Source organism: Sphingomonas qilianensis (assembly GCF_039614825.1).
Classification (GTDB): Bacteria; Pseudomonadota; Alphaproteobacteria; order Sphingomonadales; family Sphingomonadaceae; genus Sphingomonas; species Sphingomonas qilianensis.
The window spans coordinates 14,684-37,837 of record NZ_JBDIMF010000003.1; the positions used below are offsets into that span (position 1 = coordinate 14,684).

General features: G+C 62.2%; 21 protein-coding genes and 2 pseudogenes. 14 read left to right on the forward strand and 9 right to left on the reverse strand.

The genetic code is table 11. The features are described from left to right. Positions 1-33: 33 nt before the first annotated feature. Genes ABC969_RS08870 through ABC969_RS08880 form a run of 3 tightly spaced genes read right to left on the reverse strand, consistent with a single transcriptional unit; the run spans position 34 to position 1,855 of the window. On the reverse strand, positions 34-183 hold the full coding sequence (locus tag ABC969_RS08870; protein WP_345864334.1) for a DUF2256 domain-containing protein: 150 nt from the start codon (positions 181-183) through the stop codon (positions 34-36). Beyond that, positions 183-1,283 (reverse strand): 3-dehydroquinate synthase, encoded by a 1,101-nt coding sequence (aroB, locus tag ABC969_RS08875; protein WP_345864335.1) that lies wholly within the window; start codon positions 1,281-1,283, stop codon positions 183-185. Before aroB ends, ABC969_RS08870 begins: the two co-directional genes overlap by 1 nt. Beyond that, the gene (locus ABC969_RS08880) at positions 1,280-1,855 is read right to left on the reverse strand and encodes a shikimate kinase (protein ID WP_380807778.1); all 576 of its coding nucleotides are present in this window, start codon (positions 1,853-1,855) and stop codon (positions 1,280-1,282) included. The genes aroB and ABC969_RS08880 overlap by 4 nt, the downstream gene beginning before the upstream one ends. An 83-nt stretch (positions 1,856-1,938) precedes the next feature. Between ABC969_RS08880 and ABC969_RS08885 the strand changes: the two genes are divergently transcribed. Genes ABC969_RS08885 through ABC969_RS08900 form a run of 4 tightly spaced genes read left to right on the forward strand, consistent with a single transcriptional unit; the run spans position 1,939 to position 5,779 of the window. Next, complete coding sequence (locus ABC969_RS08885; RefSeq protein ID WP_345864337.1) at positions 1,939-2,076, forward strand: hypothetical protein; 138 nt, start codon at positions 1,939-1,941, stop codon at positions 2,074-2,076. Further along, entirely contained in the window at positions 2,057-3,892 is a 1,836-nt protein-coding gene (locus tag ABC969_RS08890) for a hypothetical protein (protein ID WP_345864338.1), read from the forward strand. The genes ABC969_RS08885 and ABC969_RS08890 overlap by 20 nt, the downstream gene beginning before the upstream one ends. A 41-nt stretch (positions 3,893-3,933) precedes the next feature. After that, a complete protein-coding gene (locus tag ABC969_RS08895) occupies positions 3,934-4,821 on the forward strand; it encodes a tyrosine-type recombinase/integrase (RefSeq protein ID WP_380808128.1) in 888 nt (295 codons plus the stop codon). A gap of 10 nt (positions 4,822-4,831) precedes the next feature. After that, a complete protein-coding gene (locus ABC969_RS08900; protein ID WP_345864340.1) occupies positions 4,832-5,779 on the forward strand; it encodes an acetyl-CoA carboxylase carboxyltransferase subunit alpha in 948 nt (315 codons plus the stop codon). A 65-nt stretch (positions 5,780-5,844) separates the two neighbouring features. Here the strand turns inward: ABC969_RS08900 and ABC969_RS08905 are convergent, their stop codons facing one another. After that, positions 5,845-6,012, reverse strand: coding sequence for a Flp family type IVb pilin (locus tag ABC969_RS08905; protein WP_345864341.1), 168 nt, complete (start codon positions 6,010-6,012; stop codon positions 5,845-5,847). 330 nt (positions 6,013-6,342) lie between these two features. Here ABC969_RS08905 and ABC969_RS08910 point away from each other — a divergent pair, with 330 nt between their 5' ends. Next, complete coding sequence (locus ABC969_RS08910; RefSeq protein ID WP_345864342.1) at positions 6,343-6,762, forward strand: (deoxy)nucleoside triphosphate pyrophosphohydrolase; 420 nt, start codon at positions 6,343-6,345, stop codon at positions 6,760-6,762. Positions 6,763-7,419: 657 nt separating this feature from the next. Here the strand turns inward: ABC969_RS08910 and ABC969_RS08915 are convergent. Further along, a complete protein-coding gene (locus ABC969_RS08915) occupies positions 7,420-8,328 on the reverse strand; it encodes a helix-turn-helix transcriptional regulator (protein WP_345864343.1) in 909 nt (302 codons plus the stop codon). A gap of 155 nt (positions 8,329-8,483) precedes the next feature. Between ABC969_RS08915 and ABC969_RS08920 the strand changes: the two genes are divergently transcribed. From ABC969_RS08920 to ABC969_RS08955, 8 genes and pseudogenes are all read left to right on the forward strand, one after another. After that, positions 8,484-9,329, forward strand: coding sequence for an SMODS domain-containing nucleotidyltransferase (locus ABC969_RS08920; protein WP_345864344.1), 846 nt, complete (start codon positions 8,484-8,486; stop codon positions 9,327-9,329). After that, positions 9,284-9,874, forward strand: coding sequence for a hypothetical protein (locus ABC969_RS08925; RefSeq protein ID WP_345864345.1), 591 nt, complete (start codon positions 9,284-9,286; stop codon positions 9,872-9,874). Before ABC969_RS08920 ends, ABC969_RS08925 begins: the two co-directional genes overlap by 46 nt. 264 nt (positions 9,875-10,138) lie before the next feature. Then, on the forward strand, positions 10,139-12,328 hold the full coding sequence (locus ABC969_RS08930; RefSeq protein WP_345864346.1) for a beta-L-arabinofuranosidase domain-containing protein: 2,190 nt from the start codon (positions 10,139-10,141) through the stop codon (positions 12,326-12,328). 320 nt (positions 12,329-12,648) lie between these two features. Continuing rightward, positions 12,649-13,560 (forward strand): annotated as a pseudogene (locus ABC969_RS08935) (IS3 family transposase); the annotation flags it as partial. A 601-nt stretch (positions 13,561-14,161) separates the two neighbouring features. Then, positions 14,162-14,683 carry an FxDxF family PEP-CTERM protein gene (locus ABC969_RS08940; RefSeq protein ID WP_345864347.1) on the forward strand — a complete coding sequence of 174 codons (522 nt, stop codon included), beginning with the start codon at positions 14,162-14,164 and terminating at the stop codon, positions 14,681-14,683. Next, positions 14,670-16,595, forward strand: coding sequence for a tetratricopeptide repeat protein (locus ABC969_RS08945; RefSeq protein WP_345864348.1), 1,926 nt, complete (start codon positions 14,670-14,672; stop codon positions 16,593-16,595). Before ABC969_RS08940 ends, ABC969_RS08945 begins: the two co-directional genes overlap by 14 nt. A gap of 169 nt (positions 16,596-16,764) precedes the next feature. Then, positions 16,765-17,772 (forward strand): PEPxxWA-CTERM sorting domain-containing protein, encoded by a 1,008-nt coding sequence (locus ABC969_RS08950; RefSeq protein WP_345864349.1) that lies wholly within the window; start codon positions 16,765-16,767, stop codon positions 17,770-17,772. Positions 17,773-17,915: 143 nt separating this feature from the next. Continuing rightward, positions 17,916-19,613: a hypothetical protein gene (locus ABC969_RS08955; RefSeq protein ID WP_345864350.1), complete on the forward strand. Its 1,698-nt coding sequence runs from the start codon at positions 17,916-17,918 to the stop codon at positions 19,611-19,613. Between the two features lie 205 nt (positions 19,614-19,818). On the opposite strand, the gene ABC969_RS08960 is transcribed toward ABC969_RS08955, so the two are convergent. Then, positions 19,819-20,715 carry an AraC family transcriptional regulator gene (locus tag ABC969_RS08960; protein ID WP_345864351.1) on the reverse strand — a complete coding sequence of 299 codons (897 nt, stop codon included), beginning with the start codon at positions 20,713-20,715 and terminating at the stop codon, positions 19,819-19,821. A gap of 152 nt (positions 20,716-20,867) precedes the next feature. On the opposite strand from ABC969_RS08960, the gene ABC969_RS08965 reads away from it, so the two are divergent. Further along, entirely contained in the window at positions 20,868-21,593 is a 726-nt protein-coding gene (locus tag ABC969_RS08965; protein WP_345864352.1) for an SDR family oxidoreductase, read from the forward strand. Between the two features lie 136 nt (positions 21,594-21,729). Here ABC969_RS08965 and ABC969_RS08970 read toward each other — a convergent pair whose 3' ends face one another. From ABC969_RS08970 to ABC969_RS08975, 3 genes and pseudogenes are all read right to left on the reverse strand, one after another. Further along, complete coding sequence (locus ABC969_RS08970) at positions 21,730-22,374, reverse strand: NAD-dependent epimerase/dehydratase family protein (protein WP_345864353.1); 645 nt, start codon at positions 22,372-22,374, stop codon at positions 21,730-21,732. Continuing rightward, positions 22,256-22,618 carry an SDR family NAD(P)-dependent oxidoreductase gene (locus ABC969_RS16485; RefSeq protein ID WP_380807768.1) on the reverse strand — a complete coding sequence of 121 codons (363 nt, stop codon included), beginning with the start codon at positions 22,616-22,618 and terminating at the stop codon, positions 22,256-22,258. The genes ABC969_RS08970 and ABC969_RS16485 overlap by 119 nt, the downstream gene beginning before the upstream one ends. Positions 22,619-22,718: 100 nt before the next feature. Beyond that, positions 22,719-23,111, reverse strand: a pseudogene (locus tag ABC969_RS08975) (LysR substrate-binding domain-containing protein); the annotation flags it as partial. Positions 23,112-23,154: the final 43 nt, after the last annotated feature.

Consider the following 23,154-nt stretch of genomic DNA (forward strand, 5'->3'; position numbering starts at 1 on the left):
TCAGGCGACGCGCGTTTCCGGGGACGCACGGGCTTATTTCTCCTGCTTGGTGCGGCGGCAGCGTTCGGAGCAGTAGACCACGCTTTCCCAATCGCGTTCCCACTTCTTGCGCCAGGCGAAGGGGCGCTGGCAGACCGGGCAGATCTTGGTGGGGAGATTGGATTTAGCGATGCCGGCAGGCATTAGCGGGGTTGCGCATCTAGGAAGGCGCTGACTTTCGCCAGATCCACCGTCTTGTCGACATAGGTCTGGCCGATGCCGCGGGCGAGGAGGAAGGGAAGGGTGCCGGCGTCCATCTTCTTGTCGTGCAGCATGTGGGCAACGAGCTCCGCGCCGCTTTGTGTGCTGCGCGCCGCGGCAAGGCCGTTGGGCAGCCCGATCGCGGCGAGATGCGCGCTGACGCGTTCGGCGTCGGCGGGTGGGGCGATGTCTTGCGCGGCGGAGAAACCATAAGCCAGCGCCATGCCGGCGGCAACGCCTTCGCCGTGCAACAAGCGATCGGAGAAGCCGGCTTCGGCTTCCAGCGCATGGCCAAACGTGTGCCCGAGATTGAGCAAGGCACGGCGGCCCTTGGTCTCGAATTCATCCTCGCCGACGATGCGCGCCTTGGCGGCGATGCTGTGGCCGATGGCGAAAGTGCGCGCGTCCGCGTCGCCGGCGATCAGCGCCGCTGCGTTCGCCTCGCACCAGGCGAAGAAGGCGGGATCGTCGATCAGCCCGTATTTGACGACCTCGGCATAACCGGCGCGGACCTGGCGCTCGGGCAGCGTATCCAGCGCCGTGGGATCGACCAGCACAAGGGCTGGCTGATGAAACGCGCCGATCAGATTCTTGCCGGCGCGGCTATTGATCGCGGTCTTGCCGCCGACCGAGCTATCGACTTGCGCGAGCAAGGTGGTGGGCACTTGCACGAAGCCGCAGCCGCGCTTGAGGATGGCGCAGGCGAAGCCGACGAGATCGCCGATCACCCCGCCGCCCAGCGCAATGACATGATCGCCGCGCTCCACGCCCAACTCGAGAAGGCGGTCGGTGAGCGTTTCCAGCATCGCCCAGCTCTTGCTGCTTTCTCCGGGCGGCAGCACGATCGCTTCGCTCTGCACGCCCGTGGCGGCAAGCGACGCCTGCAGCGTCGCGAGATGCGGCGCGACATTGTTATCGGTGACGATGGCCATCGTGCGGCCGCGCGACAGCGGCGCCAGATGCGTGCCGGCGCGGGCGAGCAGCCCGTTCTCGACGATTACGTCATAGCTGCGCGTCCCCAGAGACACGGGAATGACGGTCATAGGCCAAGCGCTTTCATGATCTGCAGGACGGTATGTTCGTGCGGTGCGTGATGGCTCGGCACGCGGACCGGGGCCAGCGCGTAGATCGGGTTGCGCACGCGCGCGAGCTCGGCCAGCACCGCCTTTGGATTCTTGCCGCGCAGCAACGGGCGGGTGTCGCGGCGCTTGACGCGATCGGCGAGGATCGCAGTATCGGCATCGAGCCAGATGGCCAAAGCCTGATCGAGGATCAGCGCGCGCGTCTCTTCATTGATGAACGCGCCGCCGCCGGTGGCGATGACCTTGGGCGTGCCATCGATCAGCCGCGCGATCACGCGACGCTCCCCATCGCGGAAATGCGCCTCGCCAAAGCGCTCGAAAATATCGGTGATCGACATGCCCGCGGCGGACTCGATCTCGGTATCGGCATCGACAAAGGGCAGTTGCAGTCGCGCGGCAAGACGCCGCCCAACCGTGGATTTGCCCGCGCCCATCAGCCCGATCAGTACGATCGGCTGCCCGGTATAAACGGGCGAAACCGGGGCCTTGGGCGGATCCTGCGATGGATCGTCGGGATGGTGGCTTTGCAACATGGCGGCCGGGCTATACAGCGACCCTGCGTCTGCGGCAAAAGGCGCGTGACGCCGCATCCACATTTGTTCGCACAGGGTTATTCATGTCTCGTCTGGTGGTTACGCTTATCGTCGTCCTGGTCATCGTGGTGGGTGGGCTGTTCCTGCTTGCCGGCTCGGCGCAGGAAAAGCCCCCGGTCCGCGTCGAGAAAGCGGTGCCGCTTGCGAATCTCTCGAACTAAGGTCGCGCTCGGCGCGATTGCTGCCTGCCTGTTCGGCGCCGGCATGGCGCTGGGACAGGATAGCCCCGAATCGCTGCTGCCGCCGGGCTTTAACGAGCCGGTCGCGCCCGCCGCGGCGCCGAATGCACCGCCGCGCCCGCGCGCGACGCCAGTGCCGGGCGCTCCAGGGGGGCTGACGCTCGATCCGTCGACGCTCGGCGCGCCGGCCACCGCCGGGGCGGTCCCGGAGCCCATGCCGAGCCCAAGCCCGACGCCGCTCGACCCCGCCGCCGCAGCGGCGCTGGCCGCGGCGCAGGCGGCCGAGGCGCAGCGCTATAATCTGCCGGAATATGCCCGCCGTTCGCTCGACATGGTCGGCGTCGCCGGGCCGACGGACGGCGCGCTCGGGTCGGATGCATTTCGCGGCGCGGATGGCATCTATCTCGAAACGCTGATGCGGCGGCTCAATGCGCCGATCGCGTCGCGCTGGCTGTCGATCGCGCTGCGCCGCGCGCTGGTGTCGCGGCTCGATACGCCCGCGCGCGTCAATGGCGCCGACTTTGCCGCCGAGCGCGCCTGGCTGCTGGTGCGGATGGGCGAGTCGGTGGCGGCGCGCGCGGTGGTGCAGGCGGTCGACCCGGACAATTATACCCCCAAATTGTATCAAGTGGCGATGCAGACCGCGCTGGCGACGGGGGATCCCGGGCAATTATGTCCGTTGATCGAGGATGGCCCGGCGGCGGCGCAAGAGCGCGGCTGGGCGATGGCGCGAGCGATCTGCGCTGCGCTGGCGGGCGAGGCGGCAGCGCCGATGCTCAAGGCGCTCGACCGGCAAGGCGTGGCGCGGGGCGTGGATCTGCTGCTCACCCGCAAGATCGCCGGCATGGGCGCGCGCGGTCGGCAGGCGGTGACGATCGAATGGGACGGCGTCGATCAGTTGACCGCGTGGCGCTATGGCCTGGCCACCGCCAGCGGCACCGAAATCCCCGATACGCTTTTGGACAGCGCGGGGCCGCAGGTGCGATCGTGGCGCGCGCTGTCGCCGATGCTCGATGCACGGCAGCGTATCGCGCCGGCCGACTATGCCGCGGCGCGCGGCGTGTTATCCAATGCGGCGCTGGTCGATCTGTACGGCGCGCTCGATGGCGAGGACGATCAGGCGCGGGCCGATTATGCCGTGGGGCGCGATCTGCGCACCGCTTATACCGCCGGCACACGCGCCGAACGCGTAACCGCGCTGACCGGGTTGTGGGACGACGCCAAGACGGCCGATGCGCGCTATGCGCGGCTGATCCTGACCGCTCGCGCAGCGGCACGTTTGCCGACGGACTCGCAGGACGTCGACATGGACCGGCTGGTCGCTGCGATGCTGAGCGCCGGGCTGGATCGCACCGCGCTCCGCTGGCAGTCACGCGTCAAGCCTGGCAGCGATGCCTGGGCAATGCTGGCCTTAGCCGATCCCGAAGCGTCGCGGCGCTACCGCGCGGGAGAGGTCAACGATTATGCCCCGGCGGGCGACAATGCCGCGCTGAAAAGCAAATTGTTCGTGGCCGGGATGGCCGGGCTGGGGCGGATGAGCGCAAACGAGGCATCGAGCGCGCTAGGTGCGGTGGATGTGCCGGTCGGCACCGAGAATGGCTGGACGCGGGCGATCGATCGCGCCGCGCGCGGCAATCAGCCGGGGCTGGTGATCCTGCTGGCGGCGGTGGGCATGCAGACCAGCGACTGGCGCGGCGTGCCGCCGGAAGTATTGTACCGCGTGTGCAACGCGCTGCGGCTGGTCGGGCTGGGCGGGCAGGCACGGATGATCGCCAGCGAGGCGATCGCGCGGCTTTGAGCGACCTTGCCGACCGCATCCTGATCGAGCGCTTCATCGAGATGATGGCGGCGGAAGCGGGGGCGGCGAAGAATACGCTGGCGGCGTATCGCAGCGATCTGTCGCTGGCCTCGGACTTTCTCGATCACCGGCTCGCCGCGGCGTCGGCGGTGGAATTGTCACTGTTGGGGGAGCATTGGCAGGCGCTGTCGCGTTCCAGCGTGGCGCGCAAATCGGCGGCGCTCAGGCGGTTCTTCGCCTTCCTCGCCGATGAGGGCCTGCGCGCGGATGATCCGGGCGCTGCGTTGCCGCGGCCGGGCGCGCAGCGGGCCTTGCCCAAGACGCTGGATCATCAGGATGTCGATCGGCTGTTCGCCGCGATCGCGGAGCGCATCGCGCGCGATCCGGCCGATCCCAATGATCTCAGGCTCTCGGCGCTGGTCGAACTGCTTTATGGATCGGGGTTGCGCGCGACCGAACTGGTCTCGCTGCCGCGCAACGCGATCGCGCCGGACCGGCCTTATCTGATCCTGCGCGGCAAGGGCGGGCGCGAGCGGCTGGTGCCGATCTCCGATCGCGCGCGCGCCGCCGTGGCGGCGTGGCGCGCGCTGGTGGCGACGGACCGCGCCTGGCTTTTTCCCTCGGGCAAGACGCATCTGTCGCGCATCCGGCTGTACCAATTGTTGAAGGCGCTGGCGGCAGCAGCGGGGATCCCGCCCGAACGCGTCAGCCCGCACGTGTTGCGCCACGCTTTTGCCACGCATTTGCTGGAGGGCGGGGCCGATCTGCGCGCGTTGCAATCGATGCTCGGCCATGCCGATATCGCGACGACCGAAATCTATACGCATGTCGATAGCGCGCGGCTGGTCGAGCTGGTCAACCGCCGGCATCCGCTGACCGATCGGCCGCCGGGCACCGCGTCAATTGACGGCACGCGGCGGGGGGCTTAACCGCGCGCCCATGGCAAGTTTCCTCGATTTCGAAAAACCCATCGCCGAACTGCAGGCGCGGATCAATGAATTGCGCGACACCGCGGCCGATGGCACGCTGGATATCGACGCGGAGGTGGCCAAGCTGCAGGCCAAATCCGACAAGGCGTTGCGCGACACTTATGCCCGGCTGACCCCGTGGCAGAAGACGCAGGTCGCGCGGCATGGCGAGCGACCGCATTTCAACCATTATGTCACCGGGCTGTTCGACGATTTCACGCTGCTCGCCGGTGACCGTGCGTTTGGCGATGATCAGGCGATCCTGGGCGGCTTTGCGCGTTTCCGTGGGCAGCGCGTGATGGTCATCGGGCATGAGAAGGGAGATGACACCGCCAGCCGGCTCCGGCACAATTTCGGCATGGGCAAGCCCGAGGGCTATCGCAAGGCGATCCGGCTGATGCAGCTGGCCGATCGGTTCGGGCTGCCGGTGGTCACCTTGGTCGATACGTCGGGCGCTTTTCCCGGCGTGCAGGCGGAGGAGCGCGGCCAAGCCGAGGCCATCGCGCGCTCGACCGAGACGTGCCTGTCCCTGGGCGTGCCGATGATCGCGGCGGTGGTCGGCGAGGGCGGCTCGGGCGGCGCGATTGCGCTGGCCGCGGCGAACCGTGTGCTGATGTTCGAACATGCCGTCTATTCGGTGATCTCACCCGAGGGCTGCGCCTCGATCCTGTGGCGCACCGCGGACAAAGCGCCGGATGCGGCCGAGGCGATGAAGGTGACGGCGCAGGATCTCAAAGGGCTGGGCGTGATCGACACGATCGTGGCGGAGCCGCTGGGCGGCGCACATCGCGATCCTGCGCAGGCGATCAGCGCGCTGGGCGATGCGGTTGAGGAGGCTCTGGGGGGGCTGGCCGGGCTGGATGCGGCGGCGTTGCGACGCGATCGGCGCGAGAAGTTTCTGGCGATGGGACGGCTGTAGCGGCGGTTCTGGCAATCAAAATAAAGGGTGGCCGCGACATAGTCCTGCCACCCTTTATTTGACGATCAGCTGACGCTGATCTTGGTCGATATGTTCGAGAAGGTCGTATTGAGCTTATTACCCAGCGCGCCCATGCCGACAATGGCGGCGACGGCGATCAGTGCGGCGATCAGGCCGTATTCGATCGCGGTTGCACCCTGGCTGTTCTTGATGAAGTTACGAATCTTATGCATTTGCGGTCTCCAATGGCCGTCTTCAGTACCCGGCCGGACCGGAGAACCGGTACGACAGGATCGCCGTATCAAGCGCAGGTTGATAATTGTTTAAGGGCCAGCCTCGCGGGCGGGCATCCAGCGATGTTGCTGGCGCTCTACTGGCCGTCGCGAAAGCGGACCGCAAGGAGGGTGTGGCAGGGGCCAAGACGGCTGGTTTGCGCCAGCGCGGTAAGCGATCATCAGGCGACGGCCGATCCGCCTGATGGCCTGTCTCGCTGCAGTGGTTGGAGGAATGTGGTATTGCGCACCATCCGGTGAGCGTCCGCCGAGCCAGCCGTCGAGAGTGAAATGCCCAATCCCGCGTGTCCGTTATTCCCCGTGGTGGCCGCCGCCTTGATCGATGGGGCGGGGCGCGTGCTGGTGCAGCAGCGTCCGCCGGACAAACAAATGGCGGGCCTGTGGGAATTCCCCGGTGGCAAGATCGAGTCGGGCGAAGCGCCGGAGGCGGCCCTGGTGCGCGAACTGGCTGAGGAGTTAGCGATCGATGTTGCCGAATCGGACCAGACGCCCGTGTCGTTCGCGAGTCAGGCGTTGGCGGGCAAGCATCTCCTGCTGCTGCTCTATCTCTGCCGGCAATGGGTAGGGACGCCGCAATTGCTGGATGCGGTCGCGCTGCAATGGGCGACGCCGGCCCAACTGCGCGAGCTTGCCATGCCCCCCGCGGACGCGCCGTTTATCGCGGTGCTGGAGCGGCACATGAAAGAATAGGCCCGCTCGTTCGATCGGTCACGAGGATACGATCGAAACGCGCGCTAGCCGGAACGCGCCAAGCGGCTCGGGGCTGCCATTTTCAGCAGTGCGCTGGAGGCCCGACCGGGGGTCGCACATTCGCTGATTTCCGCCGATAATTTTGTCTCACCTACCAAAACCACCCAACGCAGTCCCGCCGAGTCCCGAACCAAGTGTCTCACGCTTGGTGGGCGCAAGTGAACACCATCCGCGCCGCGCCATCCCCTATCGCCAACAGCCCAACGCGCTCATCCCAATGAGGGGCATGCCGGTTGGGTTAGCAGTTTAATGGCGGAAAAATTGCCATGCACCGACGGACGGTCCACATATGCGTTTAGGTGCGAACAGCGTGCTGAACGGGAGGGAGGATCGGGTGGAGAACGGCCCGGCCGCTTTGGAGCGCGGGATTGCTTTTCCCGCCATTCGTTCAGCGGTGTTGCTCATCACCCCCCGAAGCCTTCAGGTGCGCGGAGCGTGGTGATGCAGAAAAACCATTGGTGCCTGCACCAGGGCTTCGAATGCACGATGCGACAGTGGGCGTATCTGCGGTCGACAGCTTAAGGCAGTACGTCAAAGTCGCGTCGATGGCCCTGCACCAGTTCGCGCAGGGCGGCGGGCTGCAGGACCTCCAACGACCTACCACATGAATAGAGATGCCAGCACATCTCGATGTCCCGAAGCCCGGAACCGCACGAGCAGCGATCCATCCGCCTCATCCTCGACGGTCTGCGTCGGATGGAAGACGAACCGGCGGGCGTGGTCGGCCGCGTCGGGTGAGAAGCGCCACACGACGTCACCATGCTGGGCGCTCTCGTGGGAGCCGAAGCCCTTTGCGGCGTGGTCGCGGATGTTGAAGGCGGGGTCGATGTCGAAGCTCTCCCCGAGCACTTCGGCCGCGTAAATCTCTTCGACGCGGTAGTGCTGAAGCGGCGCGCCCGCCTTTTTGGCCGTGTCACGCGCGACGAGGTAGCGCCTCACGCCGAGAAGCAGTCCGTGCGGTGCGACGACCCGCTCGCTCGGCCTGTCCTGCTGCCGCCTGCGGTAGGAGATGCGCAAGAGAAACGGCCCCTTCAGAGCCTCGGAGATGGCAGCGTCGACCTCGCCGCTTATGGCCGGGCGAGGGCCCGGTCGCGCCGCGTGCCCCAGCGCCTCCAGCGGCACCTCCTCGTCGACGGCGAGCCGGGTGCCGGTTCCCGGCGGAAGGAGCGCGCGGACTTTGGACTGCAGCTGCCGGAGCGTCGCGGCCTCGGTCGTCATCTGCGCCGCCTCGAGTTCGATGATGGCGGTCGCAAGCGCCGCGAGCTCCTCGGCCGACGGGGTTAGCAAGGGCGCGATCACCTTCGCGTGGATCCGCCACCGGCGCTTGCGATCTTCCCCGTCCTCGGGTTCGGTCTGCGGAAACGCCGCCTGGAGCGCGTCCGTCATCCCCTGTGCCGTGCGGTGCGAGCATCCCCACTCCGCCACGATGTCCTCGAGCGACACGCCGCTGCGGCCGGTCGCCATCATCGCGAGCTTGAGCAGTTCCTGACCCTTCGCGAACGACATCCAATAACCCTGACAGCTTTTGTCACCCACATGTGCTATTTCGTAGGAAAGGGGAATAAGTATGCGCAGGATCGACGGCGCCACGAGGCTTTCGGCCTCCGACCTGATGCGGTTCAAGGGCTGTCGACACGGCGACCACGCTCGACCTGCGGCTGATGGAAGTCGGCGACTTGAGGCCCCGCGAGGATGGTGCCGAGGCAGAACTGCTGCAGGCTCGGCAGCGACGACGCGGCGAGTGGCCAGACACTCGTCTCCCGGCACGGCGACGATCTGGTCGGCGCCGGCATGCGGGCCGTCGTGCACTTCGGCCGCTCGACGTCGACTCGTTCTTCTTCCTGCCTGCTGATGTGAAGGGCCGGTTCGACCAGCGCTCCGGGAACGTGCAGTCCCAACTACTCCAGGAGGTGAAGGGTGTGCTGGAGGCCACCTATCCGCAGACGCGCGTGCGTGGTGACGGGCAGGTCGTTGTCGTGGCCTTCAACACGGTGACGCTGGAGATCGTGCCCGTCTTCCAAGCCTACGGCGGCTCGTTCATCATGCCCGACACGAATACGGGCGGCCGATGGAAGAATGTCGATCCTTGGTCCCAGCTCGCCCAGGTCGATCGAACCGACCGCGCGATGAATGGCAATATCCGCGCGCTTTGCCAGACCATGAAACATTGGCGCAACGAGAAGAACGTGCCGCTGAAGTCGTTCGCGATCGAGTTGCTCGTGACCGAGTTTCTTCCCGCACGGGGCTGGGGCGACCAGAGCACGTTTTGGTACGACTACTATGTCCGCGACTTCCTCCAATATCTGTGCGGACGCGCCGACACCTACGTGGCCATCCCGGGAACCGGTGAAGTCTACTGGCTTGGAAGCGACTGGCTCCAGAAAGCGCAGGCCGCGCGCGACATCGCGGTCGCGGCATGCCACTGGGAGTATCACGACTACGACGTCACAGCGGGGCAGGAATGGCAGAAGATATTCGGAACGAGGACCCCGATACACGCGAGGTGACGTCTCGCCGGATCGCCGAGATCCGTGTCGAGGCGCTGAGGCAGGAGGAGAACTGCCTCTACACCTCCACCGCGATGTATGGCTGGCTCGCGACGGTCAAGTTTCAGCACGGCGTCGTCGTCCTTGCGCCGGTCATCCTCACCGCCCTCGCGGCGTTCAGCTACGTCAGGGATCTGATACCGGCCTGGGTCGTGGCGCTTGCCGGTCTCCTCTCAACGCTGATCCCGTCACTGGCGAAGGCGCTCGACTTCGAAACGCACGTGAAGGAACTCAAGGACGCGGCCGGCGAGTACAAGAGCCTGCAGGACCGCTTTCGCCAACTCGCCAACATACTTGTGTACGGCGACGTTACCGCGGCCGAAGCCCGAATGAGCGAGCTCATGGATCGCCTCGACGCCGTCCGATCCAAGTCGATCGTCGTCCCGCAGAAGCACTTCGAGGCCGCCCAGGCGAAGATAAAGGGCGGCACCTACGACTTCTCCGTCGACATGAACCTGCGAGACGCTGCGGAAGATGGTCTCGTTCCAATGGTAGCGAGGCGGTAGCCAGCATTCCTATTCGGCCATCGCGTCACTAAGCAATTTTACCCTGAAGATGGCTCAACAAAAGGCCCCCGCCGCCGATAGATTTTACTCAGACAAAACGAACTAGTAGGGTGCGCCAAACGACCTGACCGGGAGAGTGACATGGGTTGGACACGTCGCGGCGCGCTAGGCGCGGGCATTGCCTTGGGGTCGCTGCCCCCATTTGTCTGGGCTGCACCGGCTACGCCGTCGATAGCGACGCCCTTTCCCCTATCGCACGTCCGCTTGACGCCATCGATCTTTCTTACGTCGGTTCAAGCAAATCAGCGTTATCTGCTGTCTCTTGATGCAAATCGCCTGCTGCACAATTTTTACGCTGGCGCGGGGCTTGCAACAAAGGGCGAGGTGTACGGAGGATGGGAATCTCGCGGTATCGCGGGTCATTCCCTCGGCCATTATCTCAGCGCTTTATCGCTTATCTACGCGCAGACTGGAGACCCGCAATTCCGCGACCGCGCAGCCTATATCGTCGGCGAACTCAAGGCGATCCAGGCGCAGCAAGGCGATGGCTATGCCGGCGGCACCACAGTGGAGCGCAACGGCAAGACCGTTGATGGCAAGGTAGTTTACGAGGAACTCCGAAAGGGTAAGATTCGGTCGACTGGCTTCAGCTTGAACGAAGGGTGGGTGCCTTTTTATACCTACCACAAGGTTGTAGCTGGCGCATTAGACGCGCATCAGCATGCGGGAATCGCAGATGGCCTGACCGTAGCAGTCGGCTTGGGTGACTATCTCGGGAACATTCTAGAAGGGCTAAGCGATGCCGAGGTGCAGGAAATTCTGCGGACTGAGCATGGCGGCCTGACCGAATCCTATGCCGAGCTCTACAAGCGCACTGGCAACCGCCGTTGGCTGACCCTGGCAGAACGGATTCGGCATCACGCGATCATCGACCCCCTTCAGGCAGGGCGCGACGAACTGGCGGGCAATCACGCTAATACCCAGATCCCAAAAATCGTAGGCGAAGCCCGCTTGCATGAGCTTACCGGCAACACCGACCAGGCAAAAATTGCGCAATTCTTCTGGACCACCGTCACGCGCGACCACAGCTATGTGATCGGGGGCAATTCCGATCACGAGCATTTCGGGTTGCCGCGGCAGCTAGCGCAACGGCTTGACCAGCAGACCTGCGAGGCGTGCAACAGCTACAACATGCTACGATTGACCCGGCATCTGTATGGCTGGAACGGCGATGCGCGCTATTTCGACTTCTACGAGCGCGCGCATCTCAATCACATCATGAGCCAGCAAAACCCCAAGACCGGGATGTTCACATATTTCACGGCGTTAGCGCCTGGGATGGGGCGAGTTCATTCGAACCCTACCGAGGATTTCTGGTGCTGCGTAGGGTCGGGCATGGAAAGCCATTCGAAGCATGGCGAAAGCATTTACTGGAAGCGCGGCGACGCGGTGGCGATCAACCTTTATTATGCCTCGACGCTCGACGCACCCGAGGCGCAGCTCGACATGCGGACTCAGTTTCCCCTGAGCGACACGGTGCGAATAACGGTGGCAAAAGCGCCAAGGAAGCTGGCGCTTCGCGTGCCGGGTTGGTGCGCCGCGCCACGATTGCAGGTGAACGGAAAAGCGGGCGGTATACGCGACGGAAGCTATTTGATGCTCGCCGGGTTGAAAGCTGGCGACCGGATCGAGCTGTTCCTTCCGATGCCGTTGCACGTTGAATCGATGCCTGATGATGCCAAGCTGGTCGCTTTTCTCAGCGGGCCCTTGGTGCTCGCTGCCGACATGGGAGCGGATAATAGTCCATCCGAGGGGATGGACCCGGCGCTCGTGACTGATCGGGCGCAACCGGCGTTGGTGCCGGCCGGCGGATTGCACCAATATCGACTGGGCGGACAGGGTAAGCCGGGTGATCTGACGCTGCGGCCGTTCTTTTCCCAGCATGACAACCGCACCGCCGTCTATTTTCGCCGGTTCGACCCCGCTGAGTGGCCGACCGCACAAGTTGCCTGGGCGCGCGCTGCGAGCAAGCGGGCCGATCTGGCCGCGCGGACGATCGACATGATCCGGCTGGGTGAGCAGCAGCCCGAGGTCGATCACAACTTTGCGGACAGCGGTCAATCGGCTGCGGTTTCACATATTGCCGAACGCAGCCGCAACGTGAACACCGGTTATTTCGAGTTCGATCTGGCCGTCGCGCCCGGACCATTGATGCTGACGGTCGCCTATAGCGGTGGGCAGCGAAACAAGGATTTTCGTATTTTGATCGACGGCGAGCAGTTGGTGCGGGAACGGCTGACCGGCGAGGTAACCGCCGCCCGCAACGTCCAGACCTACCCGCTGCCGCCCGAGATGACGCGCGAGAAAGCCAAAATTCGCGTTCGCTTCGAATCCGACGAATGGCAGGGGGTCGAGGTTTATACGGCCCGCACAATGCGAACAAAGTCGATCTGACCGCTGAGGACTGCGTCACCAAATGAAGCACTGGTGCGTCAGCACTCGTATCGCGCAAGCTTATGTCAATTAGGTTTCGCAGCAGATCTGAAAACCAGCTTGGAACAGCCAGAAAGACAGGAACTTGTATGAGCAAAGTATTGTTGAAAGCTGCGACTGCGTCTCTCTACGCTTTTGGATTGCAGGCGCCAGCGTATGCGAACGACCCTATTGTTCAAACCCGTTTCACAGCGGATCCTGCGCCTAAGCGCGCCACAGATTGAGCTGCTGCCGGTTTCGTGGACACCAAGATAAGGTGTTTTCGGAACCGGAGGGTGTAAATGCAACGACGGAAGTTCAGCCGAGAGTTCAAGCTCGAGGCGGTGAAGTTGGTCCGAGATCGGGGCGTGGCGGTAGCGCAGGCCGCGCGGGACCTGGACCTGCACGAGAACGTGCTGCGCAAATGGGTCCGCGAAGCGGAAGCTGATCCCCAGTCGGCATTCCCGGGCAACGGTCAGATGAAGCCCGAGCAGCAGGAGATTGAGCGGCTGCGCCGCGAGTTGGCCAGGATGAAGGCCGAACGTGACATATTAAAAAAAGCCGCGGCCTACTTTGCCAGGGACTCGATATGAAGTTCGGGTTCATCGCAAAGCATCGAGGGATCTGGCCGGTATCGTGGCTTTGCGGGGCGCTCGATGTCTCGCGCAGTGGTTTCCACGCCTGGCTTGTGCGGGCGCCAAGTGCCCGGTCGCGCAGCGACGAAGTGTATGCAGGGAAGATCCGCGCCAGCTTCATCTCCAGCTACCGAACCTATGGCGCGCGTCGCGTCTGGCACGATCTCTTGGCCGAAGGCCTTTCATGTGGCCCTGCATCGTGTCGAACGGTTGATGCGTGTGCACGGTCTGATGGCGCGACCGCGGCGTCGCGGTCTGCCCAAGGATCATGGCGAACGCTCGGTGATCGCAAGCAACGTGCTCGATCGACAGTTCAGCGCGGAGGCGCCGAACCAGAAGTGGGTGGCCGACTTCACCTACATCTGGACTGCCGAAGGATGGCTGTACGCGGCCGCGGTGATCGACCTGTTCTCGAGGCGCGTCGTGGGCTGGTCGATGAGCGACACGATGACGGCGCAGCTCGTCACCGATGCGCTGGTCATGGCGATCTGGCGACGCGGCAAGCCCGATGCACTGCTGCATCACTCGGACCAGGGCAGCCAATATACCAGCGAGCAGTTTCAGCGACTGATGGCCGACAGATGGGACCTGGACAGATTGATGGGAGGTGCCGACGCTGCGCTTTATGACGCAAAGCGAAGCGGCAAAGGCACCTTTCGTATTGCGACGGACCATTCTTTTCGTGACTAGGGCGCTATTCAGCCAATGCACCGTCTGGGAACTAGGTATGGGTAGGCGGCAAAATGTTCTGCACGTGCAAGCTAAGCGTTCCGTTCTTCCAATCAAACTTGCTCGAAGCGATCGCAGCGCTGTTGTACAACGAGAACATAGGAGGCCTTTTAGCGGAACAAGTCGACGGTAAGCTGCTCAACGTGCGGCCCTAACCAAATAGGAAATCGGCGGTACATTTGGTTTGACAGAGCCGTCCTGATCCCCAAAGACCGTTGTATTATGCAATAGTAGTCATAATGTATTTTGTAATACAAATAGTTAACGAGGGATTCTCGAAAGTACGTCATTGATGTATTCGAATTCTGAGATGCCATATATGTAGACCTGATATTTTATAGTTTTTCCTAGAAATTGTAACATTATCAGTTTTGCATTCCATATTATGCGTGTTATGATAATCCGATTTCTATTTTGATCTTTCTGATGCGCTGTGCATAGGGAAACTGGCATGTTCATCCGACTTGTCGCGCTCGTCGTGGCGTTCGCGGCAATGCACGTCGCCCCAGCAAAGGCGACCGTTCTGGTCAGCGGGTCTGGATGGCAGTCCGACAGGATTCCCGTCATCGGTGTGCCAAGTCAGAATTCGGCATGGACGTTTACTATAGCCGCACCCAGCACGCTTAGCATAACTGACTTGTTCATCCCGGGAGACGCTTACTCGCTTAACGGCGACGTAGTGGGCCAAACAAGCTTCTACGCTGGGTCATCTCAAGCGATACAAGCGAGCGGGATCTACGGCAGCTATTGGACGGACGCATTATATGGCAAGCTTTCTATCTGGCTTACCCCGGGAAGCTATAGCTTCTCCGTGACGGGAGACGGCGCTGGCGGTGCGCCGGCAGATTTTGGTTTGAGGCTTGATGTTGCTGCGGTGCCGGAACCTGCCGCCTGGGCGATGATGACCATCGGGTTCGGTGCGATAGGGGGTGCACTGCGTCGCCGCCGCCGTGCATTATATGCTGCGTACTGAAAGTTGGAGCAGCGGCGAAGTTTGCCTACCTGCAGGCACTCCTGCACCGAAAGAATATTCCACATTCATCAGCTATAGTCATGCCGATCAGCGCTGCGCACGCTGGCTTCATCGTGCGCTGGAAACATATCGCGTGCCCAAGGTGTTGGTTGGCACACATTCCCCTTTCGGCCCGGTGCCCGCGCGGCTGCCGCCGGCTTTTCGTGATCGTGACGAGCTTCCTGCGGGCGGCGACCTTGGAGAAGAGCTGCGCGCGGCGCTCCAACATTCACGCTTTCAGATCGTCATCTGCAGCAGGCTTGCTGCGCGATCCAAATGGGTCAATGAAGAAATTCTGTCGTTCAAGCGAATGCACGGGGAGACCCGAACCCTGGCGCTTATCGTGGGGGGGGAGCCCTATGCAGGCGACGAGCGCGAATGCTTCCCGGCAGCGTTGCGGTTTCGCCTGGGCCAGGACGGCACGCTTTCGGACCTGCCGGCTGAACCTATTGCGGCTGACATCCGACCTGGAAAGGACGGCCGACGCCTCGCGCTGTTAAAACTGATTAGCGGGCTCCTTGGCGTCAAGCTCGACGCGCTCGTGCGACGCGACGTGGCGCGTCGGCAGCGGCGGCTCGCGGTTATTGCTGCAACATCGATGGCAATCAGCATTATAACCATTGGGCTTGCCATCTATGCGGAATCCCAGCGCCGCCTGGCGGACGCCCAGCGACGCTTAGCGGACAAAAGTCTCGCGTTTCTCGTCGAAACCTTTGCGATCGCTAACCCAGCGACTGAAAATCCGCGGACCATTACTGCCATTACAATTCTCGATCGAGCCAGCCGGCGGGCAAAAAGCGAGCTCCGCGATGAGCCCGCCGCGACTTCCCGCCTGCTGGAGACGACGGGTGAAATCTATTTCAATCTTGGTCTTCCCAAGGAATCCCAACGGGATCTGCGCGCGTCGCTGCGTCTGACGCCGATGAGGGGAGAGCGGCGAGCCCGTCTCTTGTTGCGTCTGGCCGCGCTCGCATTCAGTCGCGGTGACGCTAATGTCAGTGCCGCCTGGGTCGATCGAGCGGAGCGCGCCTATGATCGTAATGCGAGCTATGCACCGCCGCTGGATGCGCTGGTCGCAAAATCGCGGGGCGCGATCGCGTATTTGACAGGGCGTTATGCGGAGGCCGCGACACTATTTGGAGCCTCCGCAACCTCATATCGGAATCTCAAGGGCGACTATCGCGAGGAGATCGGCCAAGCGCTGATGAACCAGGCGCAAGCACTTGGCGCGTTGAAGCGTTTCACGGAGGCCAATGCGTTGCTGGGGGAGGCTGTGCGCCTTTATGCCGCAAAATTGGGCACGAATAACGTGCTTACAGCGACCGCCGTGCAGAACCAGGCGTTGAATGACTTCGAAAGCGCCCGCTTTACGCGTGCTGAGGCGCGAATTGGCCGCGCTGTAGCAATTTACGACACGGTTCTGGAGAAGGACCACCCCAAGGTGGCTGCGGCCAACCTTCTATTGGGGCGAATCCGCACGGCGCGTGCCGACAGCGCCGGTGCGCTCAGCGCGTTTGCAAGGGCGCGGGCGATCTATGCCGGGCTTTACGGGAGCCGAAACCCTGCAGTGGGGGATGTGGACTTTTATGCAGCGGAAGCCGCCTCAATCGGGGGCGATGCCGACAAGGCTTTGGGAATGCTAAATCAAACGAAAGAGATTTACGATCGCAGTTATGGACCTGATGATCCCGACCAGGTCGAACTCCTTTTGGCAAGAGCGCGAATATTCGCAAGGTCCGGACGACAACCCGAGTCAAGGCGGGACTGCTCCGCCGCAGAGATATTGCAAACAAAGATCAACCCTGCGCGATCGGTCCAGAATGCTCTTCGTCAAGCTTGTGCCGAAATGCAGACACGGCCCACGTCGGTATGATATAATTGACTTTTGTTCATGTATGAAACGGAACTGATGTCCTGACAGGAAAAATAATAGTTCATTTATTTAAGAAAACGATAATGTATAATTTGGTAGGTCGTGATATGTTGGCGACATTTGTAAGGTATATCTAGGCTCGCATGCTGCAGCTAAAGGAAGGCCAGAGATGACGATCCTGATACAGAAATCCCTGCAAATCGTCATAAGACAAATCTGGATAATGATTGCTGCGGTGCACCTAAGCTTGGCCCTGTCTGTTGAGGCCCAAGCGGCCATTGTCGAAAGCTTGGCCACCACAAGCAACTATAGCTATGATTTTTCACCTGGGCTTCCTGGTTTAAATGGCGGAACCGGAAGCACGAATATATTTAATATTCCGGGAAGCGTTCCGGGACGGGCAACAGATATAAAGGTCAACTATACGTCTCTAACAGCGCCGGATGCGAGCTTCTTCTTCCTGCATAATATTCAATGCAAGGGATATTGCTCTATTGGCGTATTCACAACGTTAACAAATATTGTAACGAACACAGGTTCCGATACGGTAAACGTGCGGCTCAATTCAAATATCACCGCTGGCCACCTCGGCATCGTTCAAAACGCGTCGACGCCATCGGCGGGCGTTTTCCAGTTCGGCATATTCGAGACAAGGGGCAGCAACGACTATCAGCTTTACAATGCCATGGGTCAGGTGTCGTCGTCGGGGGCCTCGATTGCTACGTCCGATGGCTCGGTTTTCAACGCGCTGACCTCCTATCAGGATCCTGCGCAGATCGGTTTGGACTGGCAGGAAACTGAACTCAGTGCATTGCTCAGGCCGCTTGCGCCGGGCGAGACAACGATCGTGACCTACAGGTCGGTGACCTATCTAAGTGCCTATGGCCTGTGCACGAACGTAGCGCGGTGTGATGGCGTGCAGGTCGCATTCGGCGATCCACGCAACCGGGGCGGGGTCATCAGTGCCGTGCCCGCTGGCCAACTAGAGTCATTGGGCGCGACGCAACCGGTCGGTTTCGTACTCGATCGTGGATTTGATATGGCTAAGCTTAAGTTGGACGTCGAAATCGTACCTACAGTGCCGGAGCCAGGCAGCTGGGCGATGATGCTGGCTGGCCTTGCAATGACGGGGGGCGTATTGCGGCGACGTCGGGTGGGTCGGGCAGCGTTGGCCTGATCGACGATCATCCATGACCCGTTCGGCCCGATGCATGAGATATTGGTATGCGCGCTAACGCTCCGCCTCGCCCGAGGCTCGGGCTCTCGGTGGGCATAACGGGGCACCGCCCGCCGCTGATGGATGCCGACGCCGAAAGATGCGTGGCACCACATCTTACCAGCGTATTGAGGGAGCTTGCCGAGGCGACGGCAGCGCTGAAACCCATGCACCCAAAGATTTTCGAGGACGTTCCTTTCGTGCCTCAGCTGGTATCGGCATTGGCCGAGGGCGCCGATCAATACGGAGCGATGGCCGCGATCGAGCTCGGATACCGGCTTCAAGCAATTCTTCCTCTGCCTCAAGAGGACTATCGGCAGGATTTTGATGCGGTCGGCGCGCGCAAATTCGACGCGCTACGAGGCCAGGCCGATCGCATTCTTGAGTTGCCGCCGCAACATAGCGGCCGGGAAGAAAGTTACACGCTCGCCGGACGGGCCATTATTGCGCATTGCGATATCTTAATCGCCTTATGGGACGGGGAGCCCGCGCGCGGGACGGGCGGCACTGCCGACGTGGTTTCGATGGCGCTTAGGCGGGGTGTGCCTGTCATCCACCTGGCGATGCAAACGGGCGTCACCTCTCGCATCCTATGGACGGGATATGAAGAATTTGTCGATTCCACAGACCTCGAAAGCATGCCTTTTCGGCTCGTCGAGCCGGCAACGTTGCATGCCCTCGCGCATGCAGTAATCGGTCCGCCGACGCATCCGCCGACGCTGGACGATCTTGAACATTATCTGGGTGAGCGCCAGCGACGTGCCCGGCCCCGCATCGAATATCCGCTTCTGCTTGCTCTGTTCGGTATCAAACCTTTACGGCGATCTGCATTTGCATCGGAGCGGTATGAAGAGGCGACGTGCGTCGAGTGGCTAAACTTTCGCAACTCGTGTGGGCCGGAGCGCTTCGGGGTAGACGTTACCTTGACGGACCTCGAACGATCATTCGCCTGGGCAGATCAGCTGGCGCAGCATTTTGGCCAAATTTATCGATCGGGCCACGCCTTAAACTTTACCCTCGCTGCAAGTGCGGTGCTTATTGCATTGACCGGATTGTTTCTGCCGCGATTTGCTTTCCCGCTAGCGATTGCCGAAGCTTCGGTCATCGCCACGTTCGTGGCGAACACGTTGATCGGATCAAGGCAGCAATGGCACCGGAGGTGGCTTGAATATCGGCAGCTGGCTGAACGGGTTCGACCCATGCGCAGCCTGAAGCTACTTGGCGTGGCATCGCCGCCGATCGCCGGGCGGCAGGGCGAAGGCTCAACGGCAAGTTGGATCGAGTGGTATGCGCGAGCACAATGGCGCGCGGCTGGTTGTCCCACCGGCCGTCTGACCGACGCAACCGGATTGACTCAAGCGATCGTGCGGGAAGAACTCGAACCTCAAATCCGGTATAATCACGGCAGTGGTCACCAGATGCATGTTCTTGACCACCGACTGCATCAAGTCGGCATTATGCTCTTTTGTCTGACAATCTTGAGCTGCATTTTATCTGTGGTGGTTAACCTGATTTCGCACGCCAGCCATGAGGTACATCTCATGTTTATCGTTGCATCGGCAGGACTACCGACCATTGGCGCGGCAATCTTTGGCATTCGTATGCAAGGTGATTTTTGCAGCACGGCTGAACGTTCGCTTATTACAGCCGACGATCTGACCCGAATTGCCAAGGCGCTGGACAACCCGGCAAACAGCCTCGCTCGCCAGACCGACCTTGCCGAAGCCGCCGCCGCCACGATGTTGTCAGACGTGGCCGAGTGGCGTCGTGCCTATAATCTTCGCACGTTACAGTTTGTTTGATGGCCGGCGCGGCCGGCGCCTCTGCGAACGGGTGAGGGGCACTGTCAAAGCTACGGGGCATCGACTTCCCATCTGGTCAACCGGCTTTGTCAGACCAATGTGGCAGCGGCAGCGGCATCGGACCGCTGCTAGCGGGTGTGGATGAGCCGAAAATCGAGGGCGCTTTCACCGAGCCCGTTCCGTCGTTTCAACTCGTCGTCAGAGGTTACACTGGCGTCAGTAAATTGCCGCTGCGCTGCAACTGTTCGATGTCACGACGTGGAGGAGCACCAAATAGGCGGGCATACTCGCGGTTGAACTGCGATGGGCTTTCATAGCCCACGGCAAAACCCGCGCCGCTTGCGGTCGCGCCCGCTGACAGCATCAGGCGTCGAGCCTCCTGTAATCGCAGTTGCTTTTGATACTCCAACGGCGTCATCTTCGTCACCGCCTTAAAATGTTCGTGCAGGGACGATGTGCTCATACCCGCGGCGTTGGCGATGTCGTCAATGCGCAAAGGCCGGTCGAACGCCGTGCGGATCGTCGCGATAGCTCGGCTCACCTGATTAAGGTGACTGTCGGCGACAGCCATGTAGCGAAGGGCGGGGCCGTGGGGGCCTTTGAGCAAACGATACAGAATCTCCCGCTCGATCAGCGGTGCCAGCGCTGCGATGCTGTCGGGTTGGTCCAGCAAACGCACCAGCCGGCACGCTGCATCGACCAGATCATCGTCGCTGCGATATACCGCGAGAGCCGGCAGGTCGGCCTTTGGCGCCCGGGCGCCTTCCGCCAGGATAAGGTCCGCCAACACCGCTTGGTCGATATCGATCTTGCAGCAGAGGTACGGAGCATCGCGATCCGCCTGGATGACATGCCCAACGAGCGGCAGGTCAACTGATACCAGCAGGTAATGCGCGGCATCGTAGAGCAGGCTCTGTCCGCCGAGCGAAACACGCTTGGCACCTTGGACAATTATGCAAAGCGATGCGTCATACACAGCCGGGAGGGGCACGGTCGGCTCGTCGGCCCTGAAAAGTGACAGTCGATCGATCGGCGTGCCGAACATGCCGGTTCTCGGGACATGGCGTGCAACCCGCGTGGCGAGGTCTGCGATCGTGCTCATAAAGGGACTGTGTCCGCTCTCACCCATTCTCACAAGCGTGGATGATGCCGTTTCGGAGGATCGTGCAAGGATTGCGGGCGATCGGTCTTACGCCCGCCGACAGTTCGGTTCCATCTGTCGTCGGCCCTTATGGCGAAAGAAAAGGAAAGCTCATGAACGACGTCATCGACAAGACAGTGCTGATCAGCGGCGCCTCCAGCGGTATTGGCGAGGCCACCGTGCGTGAACTGGCGGGTAGAGGCGCGCGCCTCTTCATCGGTGCGCGCAGGACCGATCGCCTCGAAGCGCTTGCGGCAGAGCTCGGCGCAAATGTCGGGTGGCACGGGTTGGATGTGACCGACGCGGCAAGCTTCGCGACGTTCGCCGATGCAGCGGAAGCCCGGTTCGGGCGCGTGGACGTGCTGATCAACAATGCCGGTGTGATGCCGCTGTCGCCTCTGGCCGCGCTGAAGCAGGACGAGTGGACGCGGATGATCGACGTGAACGTTCATGGCGTGCTGAACGGGATCGCTGCCGTACTGCCTGGATTCATTGCGCAGAAGGCCGGCCACGTCGTGAACCTCGCATCGATAGCGGCGCATTTCGTGATGCCGAGCGCGGCCGTCTACTGCGCCACCAAATACGCGGTCTGGGCGATCACGGAAGGGTTGCGCCAGGAGCATGATGATATCCGCACGACGATCATTTCACCCGGGGTCGTGGCAACCGAACTGGGCAATGATATCACCGACCCGGATATCGCCTCGGCGCTGACTACGTGGCGGCAGAAGTCCTTGACCCCCGACGCGATCGCGCGTGCGATCCGCTACGCACTGGAGCAGCCCGAGGGAGTAGACATCAACGAGGTCATCGTGCGCCCTACCGCAGCCGGCATGTAGGCGGCATGGCGAAACTCGGTCCGGGCATGCCTTTCGTCTGCCCGGACTGGTTGTCGAGGGCGCGTCCGTCTGTTTTCGGCTAATGTATCGACCGCGTTCAGCAGACCCGGATCCCGGTCATCGAGACGACTTGCGGTCAGGCGGCTGGCGGCGCGCAGGAGCGCAGTTCATCGAGGATCGAATGCCGCGACGGGCGCCAACCAAGCACACGTTCGGCATGTTCGCCCGAGACCAGCTGATCGCACGCAATCGCGTCGGCGAAGCCGCCCAACGCCTGCCGTGCCTCCTCCAGCGGCCATGCCGCCACCCGGCCCTCGGTGCCTGCGCCCTCGCTGGCGGCGCGTGCAATATCGATCAGCGGCGTAGCGGCGCCGTGAGCGTCGTTGAAGACTGAGGCTGCCGGCGCCATTTCGAGCGCGAGCAGATAGAGGTTGGCCAGGTCATCGACATGCACGCACGTCCAGCGGTTCTGCCCGTTTCCGACATAACGCGCAGCACCATCTCCCTGCGCCGAGCCGTACATCATCATCGTGGTCCACGCGTGATTGCCGTAGACCCAGGCGGGACGGAGAATGATGCCGTGAACGCCATCGGCCGCAGCGCCGAAAATTTCCTCTTCAAGCGCTTGGCGAAACCGCACCATTTCCAGCGGATGCAGCGGGCTATCCTCGGTTGCGGGCGTATCGCCGGTAGCGCCATACAGAAAACAGCCGCTCGTATAGAGAAATCGCTTGGACGTGCCGCGCAGCGCATCGATGATCGCGGGTCGCGACTTCGTCATAAGCCGCGCTGTTCTGGTCATTCGGTGATGCGGCGTGAACGACGGCGTCCACGCTCTGGACCGCGTTGGCAATGCTGTCTGCATCCTCCAGATCACCGTAAGCCGCCTGATAGCCCATGTCGGTCAGCTTGACCGCGCTCGCTTCCGAACGCGCAAGCCCTACTACGTCATGCCCCGCCGCCGCCAATCGACGTGCGACCGCGCCGCCGATCAATCCCGTAGCACCCGTTACCAATACACGCATGTCGGCACCTCATTACCTCTGTGCCAAGACGTAGAGCGGAACGGCGGGCCTGCGTGAAATCGCGAGAAATGATACGGCCTCATCGGTTTCGCCGATGACGTCAGGCCGACACGGCGATCCCGGCAATACAGTCGCGCAGCCATACCGTGGCCGGATGATCATCCACCCGACGATGCCACATCATCGCCAGCGAAAAGTCGGACATCGCGATCGGCGGCTCATGGACGACGATGCCGAAATTAGCCGCAGCGAACCGCTGGGCGACCCGCGAGGCGAGCGTCGCGATCAGATCGGTATCGGCAACGACGAACGGGGCGACCAGAAACTGCGGCAGGCTCAGCACTACGCGGCGTGTCAGCCCGAGCGCGGCGAGCTTACGGTCCACCAGCCCTGTGCGATCCCCCTCTGGCGGTACTAGGAGATGGGGGGCAGCCGCGAACGCCTCTACGTCGGCATTTTTTTCAAAGGCTGGATGTCCGGGCCGCGCGATGCAGGCGAAATCTTCTAAGCAGCGGGCGTGTCACGATGCGTGCCGA